At 70.0% G+C, this 18557-nt stretch carries 13 protein-coding genes and 1 riboswitch; of the genes, 4 read left to right on the top strand and 9 right to left on the bottom strand.

Going from position 1 to position 18557, the window contains the following annotated elements; genetic code table 11:
• Positions 1–3: 3 nt before the first annotated feature.
• The 8 genes from ABZX10_RS13180 to ABZX10_RS13215 form a co-directional block, all read right to left on the bottom strand.
• The gene (locus ABZX10_RS13180) at positions 4–1866 is read right to left on the bottom strand and encodes an acetoacetate--CoA ligase (protein WP_355540025.1); all 1863 of its coding nucleotides are present in this window, start codon (positions 1864–1866) and stop codon (positions 4–6) included.
• A gap of 4 nt (positions 1867–1870) precedes the next feature.
• On the bottom strand, positions 1871–3499 hold the full coding sequence (locus ABZX10_RS13185) for an AMP-binding protein (RefSeq protein ID WP_355540028.1): 1629 nt from the start codon (positions 3497–3499) through the stop codon (positions 1871–1873).
• Between the two features lie 3 nt (positions 3500–3502).
• Positions 3503–4345, bottom strand: coding sequence for a CoA ester lyase (locus ABZX10_RS13190; RefSeq protein ID WP_355540303.1), 843 nt, complete (start codon positions 4343–4345; stop codon positions 3503–3505).
• Between the two features lie 2 nt (positions 4346–4347).
• Positions 4348–4896, bottom strand: coding sequence for a MaoC family dehydratase (locus ABZX10_RS13195; protein WP_355540031.1), 549 nt, complete (start codon positions 4894–4896; stop codon positions 4348–4350).
• Positions 4893–6041 carry an acyl-CoA dehydrogenase family protein gene (locus ABZX10_RS13200; RefSeq protein ID WP_114514865.1) on the bottom strand — a complete coding sequence of 383 codons (1149 nt, stop codon included), beginning with the start codon at positions 6039–6041 and terminating at the stop codon, positions 4893–4895. Before ABZX10_RS13200 ends, ABZX10_RS13195 begins: the two co-directional genes overlap by 4 nt.
• A 1-nt stretch (position 6042) precedes the next feature.
• Entirely contained in the window at positions 6043–8031 is a 1989-nt protein-coding gene (locus ABZX10_RS13205; RefSeq protein ID WP_355540036.1) for a biotin carboxylase N-terminal domain-containing protein, read from the bottom strand.
• Between the two features lie 6 nt (positions 8032–8037).
• A complete protein-coding gene (locus tag ABZX10_RS13210) occupies positions 8038–9597 on the bottom strand; it encodes a carboxyl transferase domain-containing protein (RefSeq protein ID WP_355540039.1) in 1560 nt (519 codons plus the stop codon).
• 251 nt (positions 9598–9848) lie between these two features.
• Positions 9849–10463: a TetR/AcrR family transcriptional regulator gene (locus ABZX10_RS13215; protein WP_355540042.1), complete on the bottom strand. Its 615-nt coding sequence runs from the start codon at positions 10461–10463 to the stop codon at positions 9849–9851.
• A gap of 59 nt (positions 10464–10522) precedes the next feature.
• Positions 10523–10691, top strand: a riboswitch (M-box (ykoK) riboswitch).
• Between the two features lie 252 nt (positions 10692–10943).
• Here ABZX10_RS13215 and ABZX10_RS13220 point away from each other — a divergent pair.
• The 4 genes from ABZX10_RS13220 (at position 10944) to ABZX10_RS13235 (ending at position 15939) form a co-directional block, all read left to right on the top strand.
• Complete coding sequence (locus tag ABZX10_RS13220) at positions 10944–11648, top strand: MgtC/SapB family protein (RefSeq protein ID WP_355540306.1); 705 nt, start codon at positions 10944–10946, stop codon at positions 11646–11648.
• Between the two features lie 23 nt (positions 11649–11671).
• Positions 11672–13408 (top strand): ABC transporter permease subunit, encoded by a 1737-nt coding sequence (locus ABZX10_RS13225; RefSeq protein WP_355540309.1) that lies wholly within the window; start codon positions 11672–11674, stop codon positions 13406–13408.
• A gap of 27 nt (positions 13409–13435) precedes the next feature.
• A complete protein-coding gene (locus ABZX10_RS13230) occupies positions 13436–14746 on the top strand; it encodes a nitrate/sulfonate/bicarbonate ABC transporter ATP-binding protein (protein WP_355540045.1) in 1311 nt (436 codons plus the stop codon).
• A 185-nt stretch (positions 14747–14931) separates the two neighbouring features.
• Complete coding sequence (locus tag ABZX10_RS13235; protein WP_355540048.1) at positions 14932–15939, top strand: M23 family metallopeptidase; 1008 nt, start codon at positions 14932–14934, stop codon at positions 15937–15939.
• Between the two features lie 92 nt (positions 15940–16031).
• On the opposite strand, the gene pcrA is transcribed toward ABZX10_RS13235, so the two are convergent.
• Positions 16032–18455, bottom strand: coding sequence for a DNA helicase PcrA (pcrA, locus tag ABZX10_RS13240; protein ID WP_355540051.1), 2424 nt, complete (start codon positions 18453–18455; stop codon positions 16032–16034).
• Positions 18456–18557 lie beyond the last annotated feature (102 nt).

Consider the following 18557-nt stretch of genomic DNA (forward strand, 5'->3'; position numbering starts at 1 on the left):
GCATCACCACGAGTGGTCGCGGCCCCGCTTCTCGTACCAGGCCAGGAGATCCGGATCGTCGATGGACCTCGGGTCGACGTTGACGTCCCGCCCGGCGAGCATGGCCGTGATCGGGATCTCCAGCTTCTTCCCGGTCTTGGTGTGCGGGATGCCGGGGGCGAGGACGACCTCGTCGGGCACGTGCCTGGGTGAGAGCCGTGTCTTGACGTCCGTGCGGATGCGGCCGACCAGTTCGTCGGTCAATTCGGCACCGGGCACGAGGGTGAGGAACAGCGGCATCCAGTACCGCGCGTCCGGGCCGTCGACGCCGACCACCATGGCCTCAGCGACCTCCGGGATGGCCTCGACCACCTCGTAGATGTCGGCCGATCCCATGCGGATCCCGTTGCGGTTCAGGGTCGCATCGCTGCGGCCGTGGATGGTGACCGAGCCGCGGTCCGTCAGCTCCACCCAGTCGCCGTGGCGCCAGACGTTCGGCGCGACCCCGTCCGTCCACTCGTGCTCGAAGTAGGCGGCGCGGTACTTCTTCTCGCCCGGGTCGTTCCAGAAGTGCGTCGGCATCGAGGGCATGGGCACGGTGATCACCATCTCGCCCACCTCGCCGACGAGCGGCGTGCGGTCGGGTGCCCACGAGTCCATCGCGCAGCCGAGATAACGCACCGTCAGCTCCCCCGGGACGTGCGGTACCGATGCGGTACCGCCGCAGAAGGCGCTGCACACGTCGGTGCCGCCCGAGACGGAGCTCACCGGAAGCCCCTGGGCCACATGTTCGTCGACCCAGGTGAAGAGGTCCGGCGCGAGCGGCGAGCCGGTGCTGCCGATGGTGCGCAGCACCAGCGAGTGCTCGGTGCCGGGGTTCAGGCCGGCCTTGCGCGAGGCCTGCAGCTGTCCGGGGCTGGTACCGAAGAAGGTGACCCCCTCGTCCTCGCAGACCTGCCAGAGCCGATCGGCGGTGGGCGCCAACGGATGCCCGGAGAAGGTCACGATGGTGGCACCCAGGAGCAGGCCGGCCACCTGGTAGTTCCACATCATCCACGACAGCGCGGTGTGCCAGAAGAAGACATCGCCGGGGCCGATCTCGTTGTGCAGCCCCAGCACCTTCACGTGCTCGACGAGGATGCCGCCGTGCCCCTGCACGATCCCCTTCGGCTTGCCGGTGGTTCCGGAACTGAACAGCACCCACAGCGGGTGGTCGAAGGGCACCTGCACGGGCTTCAGGTCCGGGGTGTCCGCCCCCGGCTCGGGCAGCCGCGTGATCACGTGCGAGGACGGAACACCCAGCAGTTCAGCGAGTTCGACGGTGTCGACGCGCTTGTCGACCTTCTTCTCGCCGAACGCGTAGCCGTCGCGCGCGAACAGGACCTTGGGCTCCAGCTGCGCCATGCGACCCGCCGCGCCCTCGGGCGCGTAGTCCTGGCCGCAGCCCGACCAGATCGCGCCGATCGACGCCGTCGCCAGGAAGGCGAGCACTGCGAAGGGCTCATCGGGGAGGTAAGCCGCGACGGTGTCGCCCATCCCGACCCCGAGGGAGCGCAGCAGCTCGGCGATCGCGGACACCCGGGCGGGCAGCTCCGACCACGGGACCTCCACCCGCGCACCGTCGTCCGAGAGGCCGACGATGGCGTTGCCGGGCAGATCGGCGAACCTCAGCACCCGGTCGACGTAGTTCAGCTCCACCTCGGGGAACCAGCGGGCTCCGGGCATCTCGCGCGAGACGAGCACCGCTCCCGTGCGCTCACCGAGCTCGAAGAAGTCCCATACTCCGCCCCAGAAGTTCTCGGGTTGCTCGACGGAGTACCGGAAGACGGTGTCGTAGTCGCCCGCGGGCACACCCACGAATTCGGCGAACCGATCGATCGAATGCATGTCTCTACTCTCCCAGACCGAGGAGCCCAAGGGACTCCTCTCGCATCTGCACCTTGCGTATTTTCCCCGATACCGTCATAGGGAAAGCCGGTACCACGTGCACGTAGCGCGGGATCTTGTGGCGAGCGATCTTGCCGTCGGCGAAGGCCTTGAGGTCCTCGACGGTGAACGCGTCCACGCCCTCGCGGAGCTGGATCCACGCCATGAGCTCCTCCCCGTACTTCTCGTCCGGCACGCCGATCACCTGCGCGTCGAGGATGTCCGGGTGGGTGTAGAGGAACTCCTCGATCTCGCGCGGGTAGATGTTCTCGCCGCCGCGGATCACCATGTCCTTGATGCGGCCGGTGACGCGGACGTAGCCGGCGTCGTCCATGGTCGCGAGGTCGCCGGTGTGCATCCACCCGTCGGCGTCGATCGCCTCGGCGGTCTTCTCCTCGTTGTTCCAGTAGCCCTTCATCACGGAATAGCCACGGGTGCACAGCTCCCCGACCTCGCCGCGCGGCATGACGGTGCCGTCGATCGGGTCGATCACCTGGATCTCCAGGTGCGGCCCCACCCGCCCGACGGTGCCGACCCGCAGCTCGAGCGCGTCGTCGACCCGCGTCTGGGTGGACACCGGAGAGGTCTCGGTCATGCCGTAGCAGATCGACACCTCCGTCATGCCCATCCGGTCGACCACCTTGCGCATGACCTCCTCCGGGCACGGCGAGCCGGCCATGATGCCGGTGCGCAGGCTGGAGAGGTCGTAGTCGTCGAAGTTCCCCAACGCCAGTTCGGCGATGAACATGGTGGGCACGCCGTAGAGGCTGGTGCACTTCTCCGCGGCGACGGCGACCAGCGCGTCCTCCGGCACGAACGCCGGACCCGGGATGACCATCGCCGCACCGTGGGTGATCGCCGCGAGATTGCCCATCACCATGCCGAAGCAGTGATAGAAGGGCACGGGAATGCAGATGGAGTCCTGCTCGGTGTAGTTCAGCAGCTCGCCCACGAGGTAGCCGTTGTTGAGGATGTTGGCGTGGGTCAGCGTGGCGCCCTTGGGGAACCCCGTGGTGCCCGAGGTGTACTGGATGTTGATCGGGTCGTCGGCGGCCAGCTCGTCGCCGAGGTCCGCGAGGGCGCCCAGCTCGTCGTCTGTCGCCGGGTCCAGGTACGCGTCCCACTCCGCCGATCCGAAGGTCACCACGTCGCGCAGCTCCGGCGCCTCGGGCCGCGCGGCAGCCAGCATCGCCGCGTACTCCGAGGTCTTGAAGCTCGTCATGGTGTAGACCGCGACGATGCCGGACTGGTTCAGCGCGTACTCCAGCTCGCGCTGCCGGTACGACGGATTGAGGTTGACCAGGATCACGCCGGCGAGCGCGGTACCGAACTGGACGATCACCCACTCCGGCGTGTTCGGCGCCCAGACGCCGACCCGGTCACCGCGCCGGATCCCGTTCCGCACCAATCCCGCCGCGAACGCACGCGAGTCCGCGAGGAGCTCGGCGTAGGTCCACCGCCGGCCGGAGGGCACGTCGACGAGCGCGGTGCGCTCGCCGAACCGGTCGGCGGTCACCTCGAGCTGCGCGCCGATGGTGTAGGTGAGCAGGGCCGGATCGGCCTCGCCGCGGTCGTAGGACGGGGTGGTGGTCATGTCTCAGTCGACCCTTCCGATGATGGCCCGCGCCTGCGCGAGCAGCGGCGCGTCGATCATCTGACCGCGCACCTGGTAGACGCCGTTGTTGCCCGCCTCGGCCTCGAGCACCTCACGGGCCCAGGAGATCTCCTCGTCCGTCGGCCGGTAGGCGGCGCGGATCACGGCCGACTGGGAGGGGTGGATGCAGACGGTGGCCGCGAAGCCCAGCGCGACCGCGTCCTCCGCCTCGGCCGCGAGGCCGTCCGCGTCGGCGATGTCGATGTGGACCGCATCGAGGGCGAACTTGCCGTGCGCCGCCGCGGCGAGTGCGGTCGCCGAGCGGACGTACCGGGGCACGTCCCGGTAGGTGGCGTCGGCGAACCGCGAGGACCGCCCGCCCATCGCCGCCACCAGATCCTCCGCGCCCCACATCAGCCCGATGCACCGCGGGTGCGCGGCGATCTCGTTCACGTTCACCGCGCCGCGCGGCGTCTCGATCAGGGCGATCACCTGCAGCCCGTCGACCTGCGCCAGCTTGTCCAGCTGGTGCGCGGACTCGGTCTTGGCGAGCATGACCACACGATAGGCCGTGCGGCGCAGCGCCTCGATGTCTTCGGCGAAGTCGTAGGTGCCGAAGGCGTTCACCCGCACGATCGTCCGCTCCGGGTCCAGATCGTTGTCGATCAGCGCCTCACGGGCAGCGGGCCGGGCGTCAGCGGTGACGGCGTCCTCGAGGTCGAGGATCACCGCGTCCGCGCGCTCGGCCGCCTTCGCGTACCGCTCGGGGCGGTCGGCGGGGCAGAACAGGATCGCGGGGCCCGGCGGCCGCCAGGCGGGGGCGTCACGTCCGTCGCGGTGGAACACGCTCACTCCCCCTCCCCATCGGAGCCGGACGGCGCCCTGCGCACCAGGGTCGAGCGCTCGGCCACCGCGACGACGGTGCCGTCCTGGTTCCGCGCGATGTGCCGCAGGTTGACGATGCCCTGCCCGGGCCGCGACTTGGACTCCCGCTTGCCGGTGCACAGCGTCTCCGCGTACAGCGTGTCGCCCGCGAACACCGGTGCGGGGAAGGAGATCTCGCTGAACCCGAGATTCGCCACCAGCGTGCCCTGCGTCAGCTGCGCGACGGACAGGCCCACCAGGGTGGAGAGCGTGTACATCGAGTTCACCAGCCGCTGGCCGCCGAAGCCGGGCTGCTGCGCCGACCAGTGCGCGTCCAGGTGCAGCGCCTGAGTGTTCATGGTCAGCTTGGTGAACAGCATGTTGTCGGCCTCGGTGACGGTGACGCCGGGCCGGTGCTCGTAGAGCACGCCGTCCTCGAACTCGTCGAACCACAGGCCGCGCTGCGTGACCCGCCGCACGGGCTCGCCGGAGACATCCCCCGGTCGGCCTCCGGCCTCCTGCCCGCCGGTCACGAGTTCAGCCCCAGCGACCGGGCGATCAGCATGAGCTGCACCTCGGTGGTGCCCTCGCCGATCTCGAGGATCTTCGAATCGCGGTAGTGCCGCGCCACGGGGTACTCGTTCATGAAGCCGTAGCCGCCGTGGATCTGGGTGGCCATGCGGGCGTTGTCCATCGCCGCCTCGGAGGAGATCATCTTGGCGATGGCGGCCTCCTTCTTGAAGGGCTTGCCGGCCAGCATGAGCCGCGCCGCCTCGTAGTAGGCGACGCGGGAGGTGTGCGCACGGGCCTCCATCCGGGCGATGGCGAAGGCGATGGACTGGAACTCGCCGATCGGCTTCCCGAACGCGTTGCGCTCCTTGGCGTACTTCACCGACTCGTCCACGCAGCCCTGCGCCGCACCGGTGGCGACGGCGGCGATGGCGATGCGGCCCTCGTCGAGGATGGACAGGAAGTTCGCGTAGCCGCGCCCCTCCTCGCCCAGCAGGTTCTCCTTCGGCACGCGCACGTCGGAGAAGCTGAGCGGGTGCGTGTCCGAGGCGTTCCAGCCGACCTTGTTGTAGGCGGGCTCGACGGTGAACCCCGGTGTACCGCTGGGCACGATGATGGTGGAGATCTGCTTGCGCCCGTCCGGCTTGGTGCCGGTCACCGCGGTCACCGTCACCAGGCTGGTGATGTCGGTGCCGGAGTTGGTGATGAACTGCTTGGAGCCGTTGATCACCCACTCGTCACCGTCCAGCTTGGCGGTGGTCTGCGTGCCGGAGGCGTCCGAGCCGCAGCCGGGCTCGGTGAGGCCGAAGCCCGCGAGGTTCTCTCCCGCGGCCAGGGAGGGCAGGTACTTCTGCTTCTGCTCCTCAGTGCCGAACTTGTAGATCGGCATGGCGCCCAGGCCGACGCCGGCCTCGACGGTCATCGCGACCGACTGGTCGACGCGGCCGAGCTCCTCCAGCGCGAGCGCGAGCGCGAAGTAGTCGCCGCCCATGCCGCCGTACTCCTCGGGGAAGGGAAGCCCGAACAAGCCCATCTGCCCCATCTGCTTCACGACCTCGTACGGGAAGGAGTGCTCCTCGTCGTGCTTGGCCGAGACGGGCGCGACCACCTGGTTCGCGAAGTCGCGCACCGTGTCCCGCAGGTCCGCGTAGTCCTGGGTCAATTCCATGTCAGCTCTCCTCCGTTGCGGTAGCCGTGACGCTCGCGAGCACCTGGGCCGCGGTCACCTTGTCTCCTGTGCGCACCGCGATCGACACCACACCGTCGTGCGGCGCGGCCAGCGGCTGCTCCATCTTCATCGCCTCGATGATCACCAGGGTCTCGCCCTTGGCCACCGTCTGGCCGTCCTCGACCGGCACCGCCACCACGGCGCCCGGCATGGGGCTCACGACGTCGCCGCCGTGGGCGCCGTCGCGGTCCTTCGACGTGGACTTCGCGAGCGGCAGCTCGTACGTGCCGTCCTCGCCACTGACCCAGTAGGTCCCGCCCAGCAGGTCGACGGTGACCGGGGTCGAGTATCCGTCCACCACCAGCCGCTCACCGGCGATCCGGGCGGTGCCGGCACCGTCGAGCACCGAGCCCGCGGCCGTGCCGCGCACCGTCACCGCGTCGCCGAGCACGCAGACGTGGACCTCTCCGGTCCCCTCGGTGCCGGCGAACCGGACGACGGTGGGCTGCGCGCCCCCGATGCGCCAGCCGGTCTCGGTGCCCCACGCGCCCTCGCCGCGGGCTGCGGCGACCGCCGTGAGCGCGGCGGCGGCGTACGCGCGGACCGTCGGCTCCGGCCGGGTGTAGTTGGGCGCCAGTCGATCCAGCAGCTCCGTGTCCAGCGTGCCGGAGACGACGTCGCCGTCGGCGAGGACGAACCGGCAGAAGTCGACGTTGGTGCGCAGGCCCGTCAGCTGGGTGCCGGCGAGGGCCTCGTCGAGACGGCGCAGCGCCTGCTCGCGGTCGTCCGCGTGCACGATCACCTTGGCCAGCATGGGATCGTAATCGCTGCCGACGACGCTGCCGGTCTCGATGCCGGTGTCCACGCGAACGGGGCCGCGGCGATCGCTGCGCGGGTAGCGCAGCGCGGTCACCGTGCCGCCGGTGGGCAGGAAGCCGGCCGCCGGGTCCTCGGCGTAGACGCGGGCCTCCACGGCGTGCCCGGTGAGCACGATGTCGTCCTGGGACAGCGCCAACACCTCGCCGTTGGCGACGCGGATCTGCTGCTCCACCAGGTCGACTCCGGTGACCAACTCGGTGACGGGGTGCTCTACCTGCAGACGGGTGTTCATCTCCATGAAGAAGAAGGCGTCGGGACGCTTGGCCGAGACGATGAACTCGACGGTGCCCACGCCCGTGTAGCCGACGGAGCGCGCGGCATCGCAGGCGGCGCGGCCGATCTCGGCGCGGGTGGCCTCGTCGAGCAGCGCCGACGGGGCCTCCTCGATCACCTTCTGGTGGCGGCGCTGCAGCGAGCACTCGCGCTCGCCGAGGTGGATCACGTTGCCGTGCTTATCGGCCAGCACCTGCACCTCGATGTGGCGCGGGGTGTCCACGAAGTGCTCCATGAACAGCGCGTCGTCGCCGAAGGCGGCGGCGGCCTCGCGGCGCGCGGCGGCGATCGCGGCGGGCAGATCCGCCGGGTTCTCGACCCGGTGCATGCCCTTGCCGCCGCCGCCCGCGCTGGGCTTGATGAGGACGGGGAAGCCGATGCCCTCGGCCGCTCCGATCAGGTCGGCGTCCGTGAGGCCCGGACGACTGATGCCGGGGACCACGGGCACGTCGCGCTCGACGACCGCGGCGCGCGCGGTGATCTTGTCACCCATCACCTCGATGGATTCGACCGGCGGGCCGAGGAATTCGATCCCGGCCTCCGAAAGCGCCCGCGCGAAGGCGGCGTTCTCGGAGAGGAAGCCGTAGCCGGGGTGCACCGCGTCCGCGCCGGTGGCGCGTGCGGCGTCGACGACCCTGTCGATGCGCAGGTAGCTCTCGGTGGCGGCGGCCGGGCCGAGGCGCACGGCCTCGTCGGCGAGCTGCACGTGCCGGGCGTCGGTGTCCGCGTCGGAGTACACCGCGACGCTGGCGATGCCCAGGGTGCGCAGCGTTTCGATGACGCGGCAAGCGATCTCGCCACGGTTGGCGATGAGGACCTTCTCGATCTTCTTACTCATATCAGCTCACATCCGGAAGACGCCGTAGGAGACCTCGGCCAGCGGCGTGCGGGACGCCGCCTCGAGCGCGAGGCCGAGGACCGTGCGGGTGTCGGCGGGGTCGATGACCCCGTCGTCCCACAGCCGGGCCGTGGAGTAGTAGGCCTGCGACTGCCGATCGAACTGGTCGCGCACGCCCTGCTTGAACTCCTCCATACCCTCCTGCTCGCGGCGGACCGAACCGAGCGTGTCGGCGGCCTGCGGGCCGCCCATCACGGAGATCCGCGCGTTGGGCCACATCCATAGGAATCGCGGCGAGTACGCCCGACCGCACATGGAATAGTTTCCGGCGCCGAAGGATCCACCCACGATCACCGTGAACTTGGGGACCCGCGCGCACGCCACGGCCGTGACCATCTTGGCGCCGTGCTTGGCGATGCCGCCCTCCTCGTACTGGCGGCCGACCATGAACCCGGTGATGTTCTGCAGGAACAGCAGCGGGATCCGGCGCTTGTCGCACAGCTCGATGAAGTGCGCGCCCTTCTGGGCGGCCTCGGCGAAGAGCACGCCGTTGTTGCCGATGATGCCCACCGGGTGCCCGTGGATGCGCGCGAACGCGGTGACCAGGGTGGTACCGAAAAGCTCCTTGAACTCGTCGAATTCGCCACCGTCGGCGATGATCCCGATCAGCTTGCGCACGTCGTAACCGATCTTCGGATCGGTCGGCACGACGTCGTACAGGTCCGTCTGCGGCCGGGCCGCCGGCACCGCCGGGCGCACGTCCCACTGCACCTCGCCGACGGGGCCGAGCCGCCCGACGATCTGGCGGACCTTTTCCAGCGCCTCGTCGTCCGAGTCCACGAGGTGGTCGGTCACGCCCGACTTGGTGGAATGCATGAGGCCGCCGCCGAGGTCCTCGGCGGTCACGTCCTCGCCCGTCGCGGCCTTCACCAGCGGCGGGCCGGCGAGGAAGATGGTGCCCTGGTCGCGGACGATGACGGTCTCGTCGCTCATCGCGGGAACGTAGGCGCCGCCGGCGGTCGAGCTGCCCAGCACCGCCGCGATCTGCGGGATGCCGGCAGCGCTCATGTTCGCCTGGTTGTAGAAGATCCGGCCGAAGTGCTCCCGGTCGGGGAAGACCTCGTCCTGGTTGAGCAGCATGGCGCCGCCCGAGTCGACGAGATAGATGCAGGGCAGCCGGTTCTGCATCGCGATCTCCTGCGCGCGCAGGTGCTTCTTGACGGTGACCGGGTAGTACGTGCCGCCGGAGACCGTCGCGTCGTTGGCGACGATCATGACCTGCCGCCCGGACACGGTGCCGATGCCCGCGACCGCACCCGCCGACGGCGCCTTGCCGTCGTACATGTCCTCCGCGGCGAGCGGCGCCACCTCGAGGAACGGACTGCCGGTGTCCAGCAGCCGGCGGATCCGCTCGCGGACCATCAGCTTGCCGCGGCCCTCGTGCCGTGCGCGAGCGCGCTCGCCGCCGCCCTGGGCCACCCTGCCGAGCCGTTCGCGCAGCTCGGCGACGTTCGCCTCGTGTTCCTCCCGGAATGTCACGCCCGCTCCTAATGAGTTAGTCGCCATTAACTGAACCCGAGAATATGTGAGCCCGGCCACCTCTGTCCAGTCTTACCGGCGAGTAGTTTCCGCGCTGCCGATTGCCCGAGGTCCACTCCCCGATCGAGGGCCGAAGCGGCATCGTCGTCCCCCGCGCCGGGCCGAACCGCGACCCCCGCGTTCGCTCCCCCACCAGACGCCCGGCGTCACGGAGGGGGTGAACCGCCCCCACGCCACGCCGTCGACCCGCGCGCCGCGGCAACCCTGCGGGCGGCGCGCTACACGCCGAGGGCGGCGAGGGCCTTGTCGCGAAGCAGGGCGCGCAGACGGGGCTGCGGCAGCGCCGGAAGGCTCGGCGCTGCGTTGAGCAGGCCGAAGACGGCGTGCACCGTCGCGCGGTTCTCCACCGGGTCGCCACCCAGGCGGGTCAACTCGTCGGCCCAGAGTTCCACGTACTGCCGCTGCAGCCGCCGCACGCGGCGCGCGGACTCCGGAGCCAGCGACCACAGGTCGCGGTACTGGACCCGGATCAGGTCCGGCTCGGAGGCGGCGAAGTCGACATGGAAGTCGACGAGGTCGTGCAACGCCTGCCGCGGATCGTCGGCGCGCTCCTGAGCCACCCGGCGGCCACCGTCGTAGAGGTATTCGGAGATCTCCTCGAGGAGCGCGGCGAGCACGTCCTGTTTGCCCGAGAAGTGCCGGTACATAGCGGGTCCCGAGACTCCGGCGGCGGCACCTATGTCCTCCAGCCGCACGCCCGCGAAGCCCCGTTCCGCCATGAGCGCCGCGGCCGCCGCGAGCAGCTCGCGACGGCGGGCGGCCTTGGCCCGCTCGCGCGCCGTGCCCGCCTCCGGCGCCGAGCCGACGCCGCGCCTCGTCGTGGGTACCTCCATGGCGCGCCACACTACTCGGCTTGCCCCGCCCCGCACCCCGTGTCATGCTTGTTACGCAAGGCGCCAATCGTTCGCTGAGGCTCCTTCGCGGAAACAGGCCAGCGACCCCGAACGTCGAGAGACGCCCCGGGTCAGGACAGGCGCATCCGGATTAAGGGTGCACCCCGATTGGCTCCCGTTCACGGGTTCACGCCGCGAAGTGCTGAAGGTCTGACGTGGAGGGGCGATTTCTTCAGTCTCCTCCTGCGGCGCGCGGTTCGACCGATGGAGGTGATGCCCATGACCGACGACAGTCACCATCTCTCGCTCGGCATTTCCCGCATCACCGCGGGAACCCGCTGAGCACACCGTGATCCGGGCCGGAGGCATGTCTCCTCCGCCCCACTGACATCTCCCACACCCTGCTCCGCCGCGGCCATCGGCCTGCGGCGCAGTGGCGCGTGCCCGGACGAGGAGAACACCATGCACGCCACCACGAACATCGACCTGCTCGACATGCTGCTGCGGATCGCCGCGGGCGTCGGGTTCGGCACCCTTATCGGACTCGAACGCCAGTACCGCGCCCGGATGGCCGGCCTGCGCACCAATGCGCTCGTCTCCGTCGGCTCGGCACTCTTCGTCGTGTTGTCCGCGTACGGATTCGGCGGCGGCGACCCCACCCGGGTGGCGGCGCAGATCGTGTCCGGCATCGGCTTCCTCGGCGGCGGCGTGATCCTGCGCGACGGACTCACCGTGCGCGGGCTGAACACCGCCGCCACGCTGTGGTGCTCGGCAGCGGTCGGCGCGCTCGCCGGTTCGGGGATGTACGTGCCGGCGGCGATCGGTACCGCCGTCGTGATCGGCGTGAACACCGCGCTGCGATCGGTCGGGCATGCCGTCGACAAGGCGCCGGACACCGGCAAGGAGGCGCCCAGCCGGTACGAGTTCGTCGCCGTGACGCGCGACGAGAACGAGGCGCACGTCCGCGTCATGCTCGTACAGGCGCTGAGCCGCACCGTCTTCCATCTGCAGTCGATCAGCAGCACCAATGCGCAGGAGGGGCGGGTCGAGGTCCGCGCCACGCTCGCCGCCGACGGCCGCGACGACCGCGCGCTCGAATCCGCCATCAGCCAGCTCAGCATGGAGCCGTCGGTCACGGCGGTCCGCTGGGACGTTCTCTCCGACCACGAGGAGGTCGACCTGTGACCACCACGTCCCTCGGCAGCGCGCTGCTGCCCGCCCGGCGACGCGCCGAAGGCCGACGCCGATTCGGATTCGCCGCCGACCTCCTCGTGATCGTGGGTGCTGCCGCGCTGATCTGGCTCGTCATCCGCGTGGGCCAGGGCATGGGCGCGACCTTCGACGCCGCCCACGCGGGTACCCGGATCGACACCGATCCCGCCGAACTGCCCTACTACGCAGCACGATCGCTGCTGCGCATGTTCATCGCACTCGGCGCCTCGCTGGTGTTCACCTTCGGCTACGCGACTCTCGCGGCTCGTTCGCGCCGCGCGCGATCCATCCTCCTGCCGATCCTCGACGTGCTGCAGTCGGTGCCGATCCTCGGCTTCCTGTCGATCACGGTGACCCTCTTCATCGCCCTGTTCCCCGGCTCCACACTGGGACTCGAGTGCGCCGCGATCTTCGCCATCTTCACCTCGCAGGCGTGGAACATGACCTTCGCCTTCTACCAGAGTCTCATCAGCCAGCCCCGGGACCTCGGTGAGGCGGCGCAGAACCTGGGATTGTCTCGCTGGCAACGATTCTGGCGTCTCGACGTACCCAGCGGCATGATCCCGCTGGTCTGGAACGCCATGATGAGCTTCGGTGGCGGCTGGTTCTTCCTGACCGCCTCCGAGGCCGTCTCCGTCGCGGGCAACGAGTACGCCCTCCCCGGCATCGGCGCCTACGTCGCGACCGCCTCGTCCGACGGTGACCTCGGCCGCGTCGGGTGGGCGATCGCCGCGATGATCGTGGTGATCGTCGGCGTGAACCTCCTGTTCTGGAGCCCGCTCACCGCATGGGCCGAACGGTTCCGGCTCGAGGACTCGGCCACCGGTCGTGAGCCGAAGTCGCTGGTCCTCGGCGTCCTGCGGCGCTCGCACGCCGGTTCCGCGTTCCGTCACCTGACGAACCCCGTCGTCACCGCCCTCGACGCGGCCTTCGGCCTGCTCGGCCCGAGCGCGCCGGCCACCGTCGGGCATCCGGCCCGCAGGCGCCTGGGCGACGGGGTGTTCGCGCTCGTCGTCGCCGCGATCGTGGCCTACGGGCTGTGGCGCGCCGTCGAGCTGATCCTGCGCGACGCGGGCGTCGGCGAGGTCGGCCACGTCCTGCTCCTCGGCCTCGCGACGATGGGACGCGTCGCCGTGGTGATGGTCGTCGCCACCGCGATCTGGGTCCCGATCGGTGTGATCATCGGCCTGAACCCGGCGCTGAGCCGCGCACTGCAGCCCATCATCCAGGTCTGCGCGAGCTTCCCGGCGAACTTCCTGTTCCCCGTGGTCACGGCGGTGTTCGTGGCGTGGCACATCCCGCTGAACCTCGGCGGGATCGTGCTCATGGCGCTCGGCACGCAGTGGTACATCCTGTTCAACGTCATCGCGGCGGCCAGCGCGATCCCCGGCGACCTGCTCGAGGCCGCCGACGACATGCGGCTGCCCCGCACGATGAAGTGGCGCTCCGTGCTCCTACCCGGCGTCTTCGCCGGCTACGTGACGGGCGGCATCACCGCCGCGGGTGGCGCATGGAACGCGTCGATCGTGGCCGAGATCGTGTCGTACAACGGAGAGACGCAGCACGCCTTCGGTCTCGGCGACTACATCGCCCGCGCCACGGCGGCCACCGGCGCGGAACACGTCTCACACCTGCTGCTCGGCATCGTCGTGATGTGCCTGTTCGTCGTCGGCACCAACGCCGCGCTCTGGCGCCGCCTCTACCGCGTCGCCGAGCGCCGGTACTCCCTCTAGCCACCCTGTATTACTAGGAGCTCCCCCATGACCGTCACCACCGCCACGCCGCTGATCCGACTCGCCGACCTCACCAAGAGCTTCGAGGGCGCCCGCGGCGACACCCTGACCGTCCTCGACGACATCGACCTCACCATCGAGCCGGGCGAGATCGTGGCCCTCCTCGGCCGGTCGGGTTCGGGCAAGTCCACGCTGCTCCGGATCATCGCCGGGCTCATCCCCGCCACGTCCGGCACCGTCGAATCCGACGGGGCGCCGCTCACCGGCCCCAACCCGGGCACGTCCATGGTCTTCCAGTCCTTCGCCCTGATGCCCTGGCTGACGGTCCAGGACAACGTCGAGCTCGGCCTCGCCGCCCGGAACGTGCCCCGCGAGGAGCGACGCGCCCGCGCGCTCGCCGCGATCGACACCATCGGCCTCGACGGGTTCGAGTCGGCGTACCCGCGGGAGCTGTCCGGCGGCATGCGCCAGCGCGTCGGCTTCGCCCGCGCCCTGGTCCTCGAGCCCGACCTGCTGCTCATGGACGAGCCCTTCTCCGCCCTCGACGTCCTCACCGCCGAGAACCTGCGCGGCGAGCTCGTCGAACTGTGGACGCAGGACGACTTCCCCACCCGGAGCGTGTGCATCGTCACCCACAACATCGAGGAGGCGGTGCTGCTCGCCGATCGCGTCGTCGTGCTCGGCTCCAAGCCCGGCCGCATCGTGCACGAGACGCGGATCGACCTGCCGCGTCCGCGGACGCGCACCGCGGCCGAGTTCGAGGCGATCGTCGACGAGCTGTACGGCGCCCTCACCGGGCGCAGCGTCGAGATCCGGCACGCGCCCGACCCCGGCGAGGCGACCCCCGTCAGCCGGCCGCTGCCCGACGCCACCGTCGACGGACTCGCGGGCCTCGTCGAGCTCGTGTACGCGCACCACGACCACGCCGATCTGCCCGACCTGGCCGCGGACCTCAACTTCGAACTCGACGACATCATGCCGCTCGTCGACGCCGCCGCGATGCTGGGCTTCGTCGAGGTCACCGGCAACGACATCAGCATCACCGAGGAGGGACGCACCTTCGTCACGGTGCCCCTGACCGAGGCCAAGGAGGTGTTCGCACGCCAGGCCGCGGGGCGAGCGCCCCTGGTCCGGACGGTCCTGCGCACCCTGCGCTCCTCGAACGACGGTGCCGTCCGGCTCGGCCTGTTCGTCGACCTCCTGCGGCGCGGATTCGGCCCCGAGGACGCCGACCGGCAGATGCGGCTGGCGATCGACTGGGGGCGGTACGCGGAGCTCTACGATTACGACGCGGACGCGGACCGGATCCGGCTCGATCCGGCTGCAACACTGTCGTGATCCCCCGCTTCGTTATCGCGTTGTGACCAAGAACACATTCGCCGCACGGGCACTCCTAGAGGTTGTCTCGTCGCAATCATTTCGTTATCGTCGACGGGACGCGGGTCACAGAGCGGTCACGACGAGGTCGTCGTCGGATCACCGAGTGGCCCGAAGTGCGGTTTTACGGTTGGAGTAGGCGAGATATGACACGGAGTCGCGAGGACCACGTGAGCTTCAAGGGCTCCACGCAGGTACTGGACGATGAGTCGATCACCGCGATCATTCCGCTGGACGAGCTCGAGGCCCGCCTCGAAGCCGCCTACGCCGAGACCTGGACCGACGCGTCCGACGGCGGATCGGCGCTGCTGTACCGCCCGTCCCGCTCGGAGGTCACGCAGGACCTCATGATCCCCGAGGTGCTGTTCACCGGCACCCCACGGTTCGACGGTCCGGCCCTGGACGAGGACGAGGACACCGCACTCCTCGCCGAGCCCGAGCTCGCCCCCGAACCCCTCGGCAGCCCCGTCCGCCGGGGCGGCAAGCATCGCGTTCCCGCTCCTCCGCACGCACTCAAGGGCCGCGCCGCACTGCTCGCCCTGGCCGCCGGCGCGACCGTCGCCGGTGCCGCTGTCTCGACCGCACCCGACGAGGGCCCGTCGACCTCGCAGCAGCCCATCGCACCGGCTCCCGGCCCCGAGGCCAACGCCGGCCGCCAGGCGCCGCTCCCGCCCGCGCAGGACATGGACCAGTTCACCGCCGGTCTCGCGGGCGGCAAGGCCCGCAAGGACGCCGACGACAAGCGCATCATCGACTCCATGCGCCCCAAGGTGATCGCGCCGATCAACGGCGCCATCCTCACCTCGAACTTCGGCACCCGCTGGGGCGCCATGCACGGCGGCCTCGATCTGGCCGCGCCGCTCGGCACCCCGCTGTTCGCCGCCGCCGACGGCGTCGTGACCGACGCGGGTCCCGCGTCCGGCTTCGGCATCTGGATCAAGATCCGGCTCTCGGACGGCACCGTGCTGGTCTACGGCCACATGTACAACGTCAACGTGCACGCCGGCCAGACCGTCAAGGCGGGCGACCTGATCAGCTGGGTCGGCAGCAACGGCTACTCCACCGGCCCGCATCTGCACTTCGAGGTGCACAGCCCCGCCGGCGCGAAGATGGACCCGCAGGCCTGGCTGGCCGAGCGCGGCGTGAACGTCTAGAACTCCAGCACACGCAGAAGGCGCCCCGGATCGATGATCCAGGGCGCCTTTCGCATGAGTAGCGGGCGTCGTGAAAGACCACTGCCGCGCCGTCAGAGCTTCTCCATCGGCAGGCCGAAGTGCGACATCAGCGTCATCGTGCCGGCCGAGCCGAAGTCGAAGGTCGTCTGCTCCATCGTGCTGCCCTGGGCCGTGATCCGAGTGACGGTGCCCATGCCGAACGAGTCGTGCAGCACCCTGTCTCCTACGGTGAGCTTGAGCTTGTTCGAGCGCCGCGCGGGTTTGGGCTCCCGCTTGGACTTCCAGGCACCGTCGGCGCCCTGGGACCCGCCCCGACCGCCGTACGTGTTCCCGCTCCAGGACTGACGGTCCTGCCCGAAGACGCCCCGGGAACCGCCGAACGGGCTGCGCTTGGGCTCAGTGCGCCGCCAGTCGATGAGGTGCTGCGGAATCTCGGCGAGGAACCGCGACTCCGGGTTCTGCATCGGATCGCCCCAGGTGGAGCGCACCATCGCTCGGCTGACGTAGAGGCGCTCGCGCGCGCGGGTGATGCCCACGTACGCGAGGCGACGCTCCTCGGCGAGCTCCGCCTCGTCGCCGAGGGCGCGCATGTGCGGGAACTGGCCGTCCTCCCAGCCGGTCACGAAGACGACGGGGAACTCGAGGCCCTTCGCGGTGTGCAGCGTCATCATCGTGACGACGCCCGCCTCGTTGTCCGGGACCTGATCGGCGTCCGCGACCAGCGAGACCCGCTCCAGGAAGGCGGCCAGCGAGCCCGGCTCGGGGGCCCCCTCGTCGACGACGACGTCGGTGAAATCCTGCGCGGAGAACTCCCGCGCGACGCTGATCAACTCCTCGATGTTCTCGAGGCGCGCACCGTCCTGCGGGTCGGCCGAGCCCTCGAGCTCGGCCCGGTACCCCGTCTTCTCGACGACGGCCTCGAGCAGGTTACCCAGGTCCTGATCCTCGTCCGCCGCGGTGCGCCGCAGATCGGCCATCAGTCCCGAGAACGCCGCGATCGCGTTGCGCGAGCGGGGATTGAGCATGGCGACGGTGCCCTCGACCGCGTCCTCGATGGCGTCGGCGAACGTGCCGCCGCAGTTCTCGGCGTGCACCGTGAGGCACGCCTGGGCGCGATCGCCGATGCCGCGGCGCGGGGTGTTGACGATGCGCTGCAGGCTGACGGTGTCGTTCGGGTTGTCGATCGCGCGCAGATAGGCGACGAGGTCGCGGACCTCCTTGCGCTCGTAGAAGCGGACACCGCCGACCACCTTGTAGGGCACGCCGTGGCGGATGAACACCTCTTCCAGCACGCGGGCGGCGGTGTTGGTGCGGTAGAAGACCGCCACATCGCTGTACTTGACGCCCTGATCCGACAGCGCATCGACCTCCGAGACCACGAAACTCGCCTCGTCGTGCTCGTTGTCGGCGACGTAGCCCGTGATGAGCTTGCCATCGCCCTGATCCGTCCACAGCTTCTTGTCGCGCCGGCCCGCGTTGCGGGAGATCACGGCGTTCGCCGCGGACAGGATGGTCTGGGTGGAGCGGTAGTTCTGTTCCAGCAGGATGGTCTCCGCGTTGGGGAAGTCCCGCTCGAACTCCTCGATGTTACGGATCGTGGCGCCGCGGAAGGCGTAGATCGACTGGTCCGCATCGCCCACGACGCAGAGCTCGCTGGGCTCGACGCCGTCCGCATCGGTCTCCAGGCCCACCAGCTCGCGCACCAGCACGTACTGCGCGTGGTTGGTGTCCTGGTACTCGTCGACCATCACGTGGCGGAACCGGCGGCGGTAGTACTGCGCGACGTTCGGGTGCGACTGCAGCAGCGCCACCGTCTCCCCGATGAGATCGTCGAAGTCGAACGCGTTCGCGCCGCGCAGGCGGGACTGGTAGGTGCCGTACACCTCGGCGACGGTGACCGCGAAGGGCTCCCCCGTCTTCGCCGCGTCCGCCGACGCCCGCTCCGGGTCGATCAGTTCGTTCTTGAGGTTGCTGATGTGCGTCGCGAGCGCGCGGGGCGCGAACTTCTTCGCGTCGAGCCCCATGTCCTTGACGATCATGGTGAGCAGCCGGCGCGAATCGTCCGCGTCGTAGATGGAGAAGTTGGAGTTCATCCCCGCAAGCAGGCCGGCCTGGGCACGCAGGATGCGCACGCAGGTGGAGTGGAAGGTGGAGACCCACATGATCTTCGCGCGGGGGCCGATGAGCCCGGCAACGCGCTCGCGCATCTCCGCCGCGGCCTTATTGGTGAAGGTGATCGCCAGGACCTGGCCCGGGTGCGTGTTGCGGGCCGCCAGCAGGTACGCGACGCGGCGGGTGAGCACCGCCGTCTTGCCCGAACCCGCGCCCGCGACGATGAGCAACGGCGAGCCCTCGTGGAGGACGGCCGCCCGCTGCTGCGGGTTGAGCCCCTCCAGCAGTTCCTGGCCGCGTTCTTGGCGCTCCACCTGTGCTTTCTCACGGGAAAACGGCTGACGCTGGCGGAGTCCGGACTGCTGCGGTGCTGGGTTACTCATCTCCCGTCCAGCCTAGCCGGGGTGGGTGACAAGTTTTCGCACGCCGTTCGTGCGATTCCCCACCCCCGCGGCGCGCACCGGGCGAGCCGCACCCGCACCCGC

Source organism: Tsukamurella sp. NPDC003166 (genome assembly GCF_040611135.1).
GTDB lineage: Bacteria > Actinomycetota > Actinomycetes > Mycobacteriales > Mycobacteriaceae > Tsukamurella.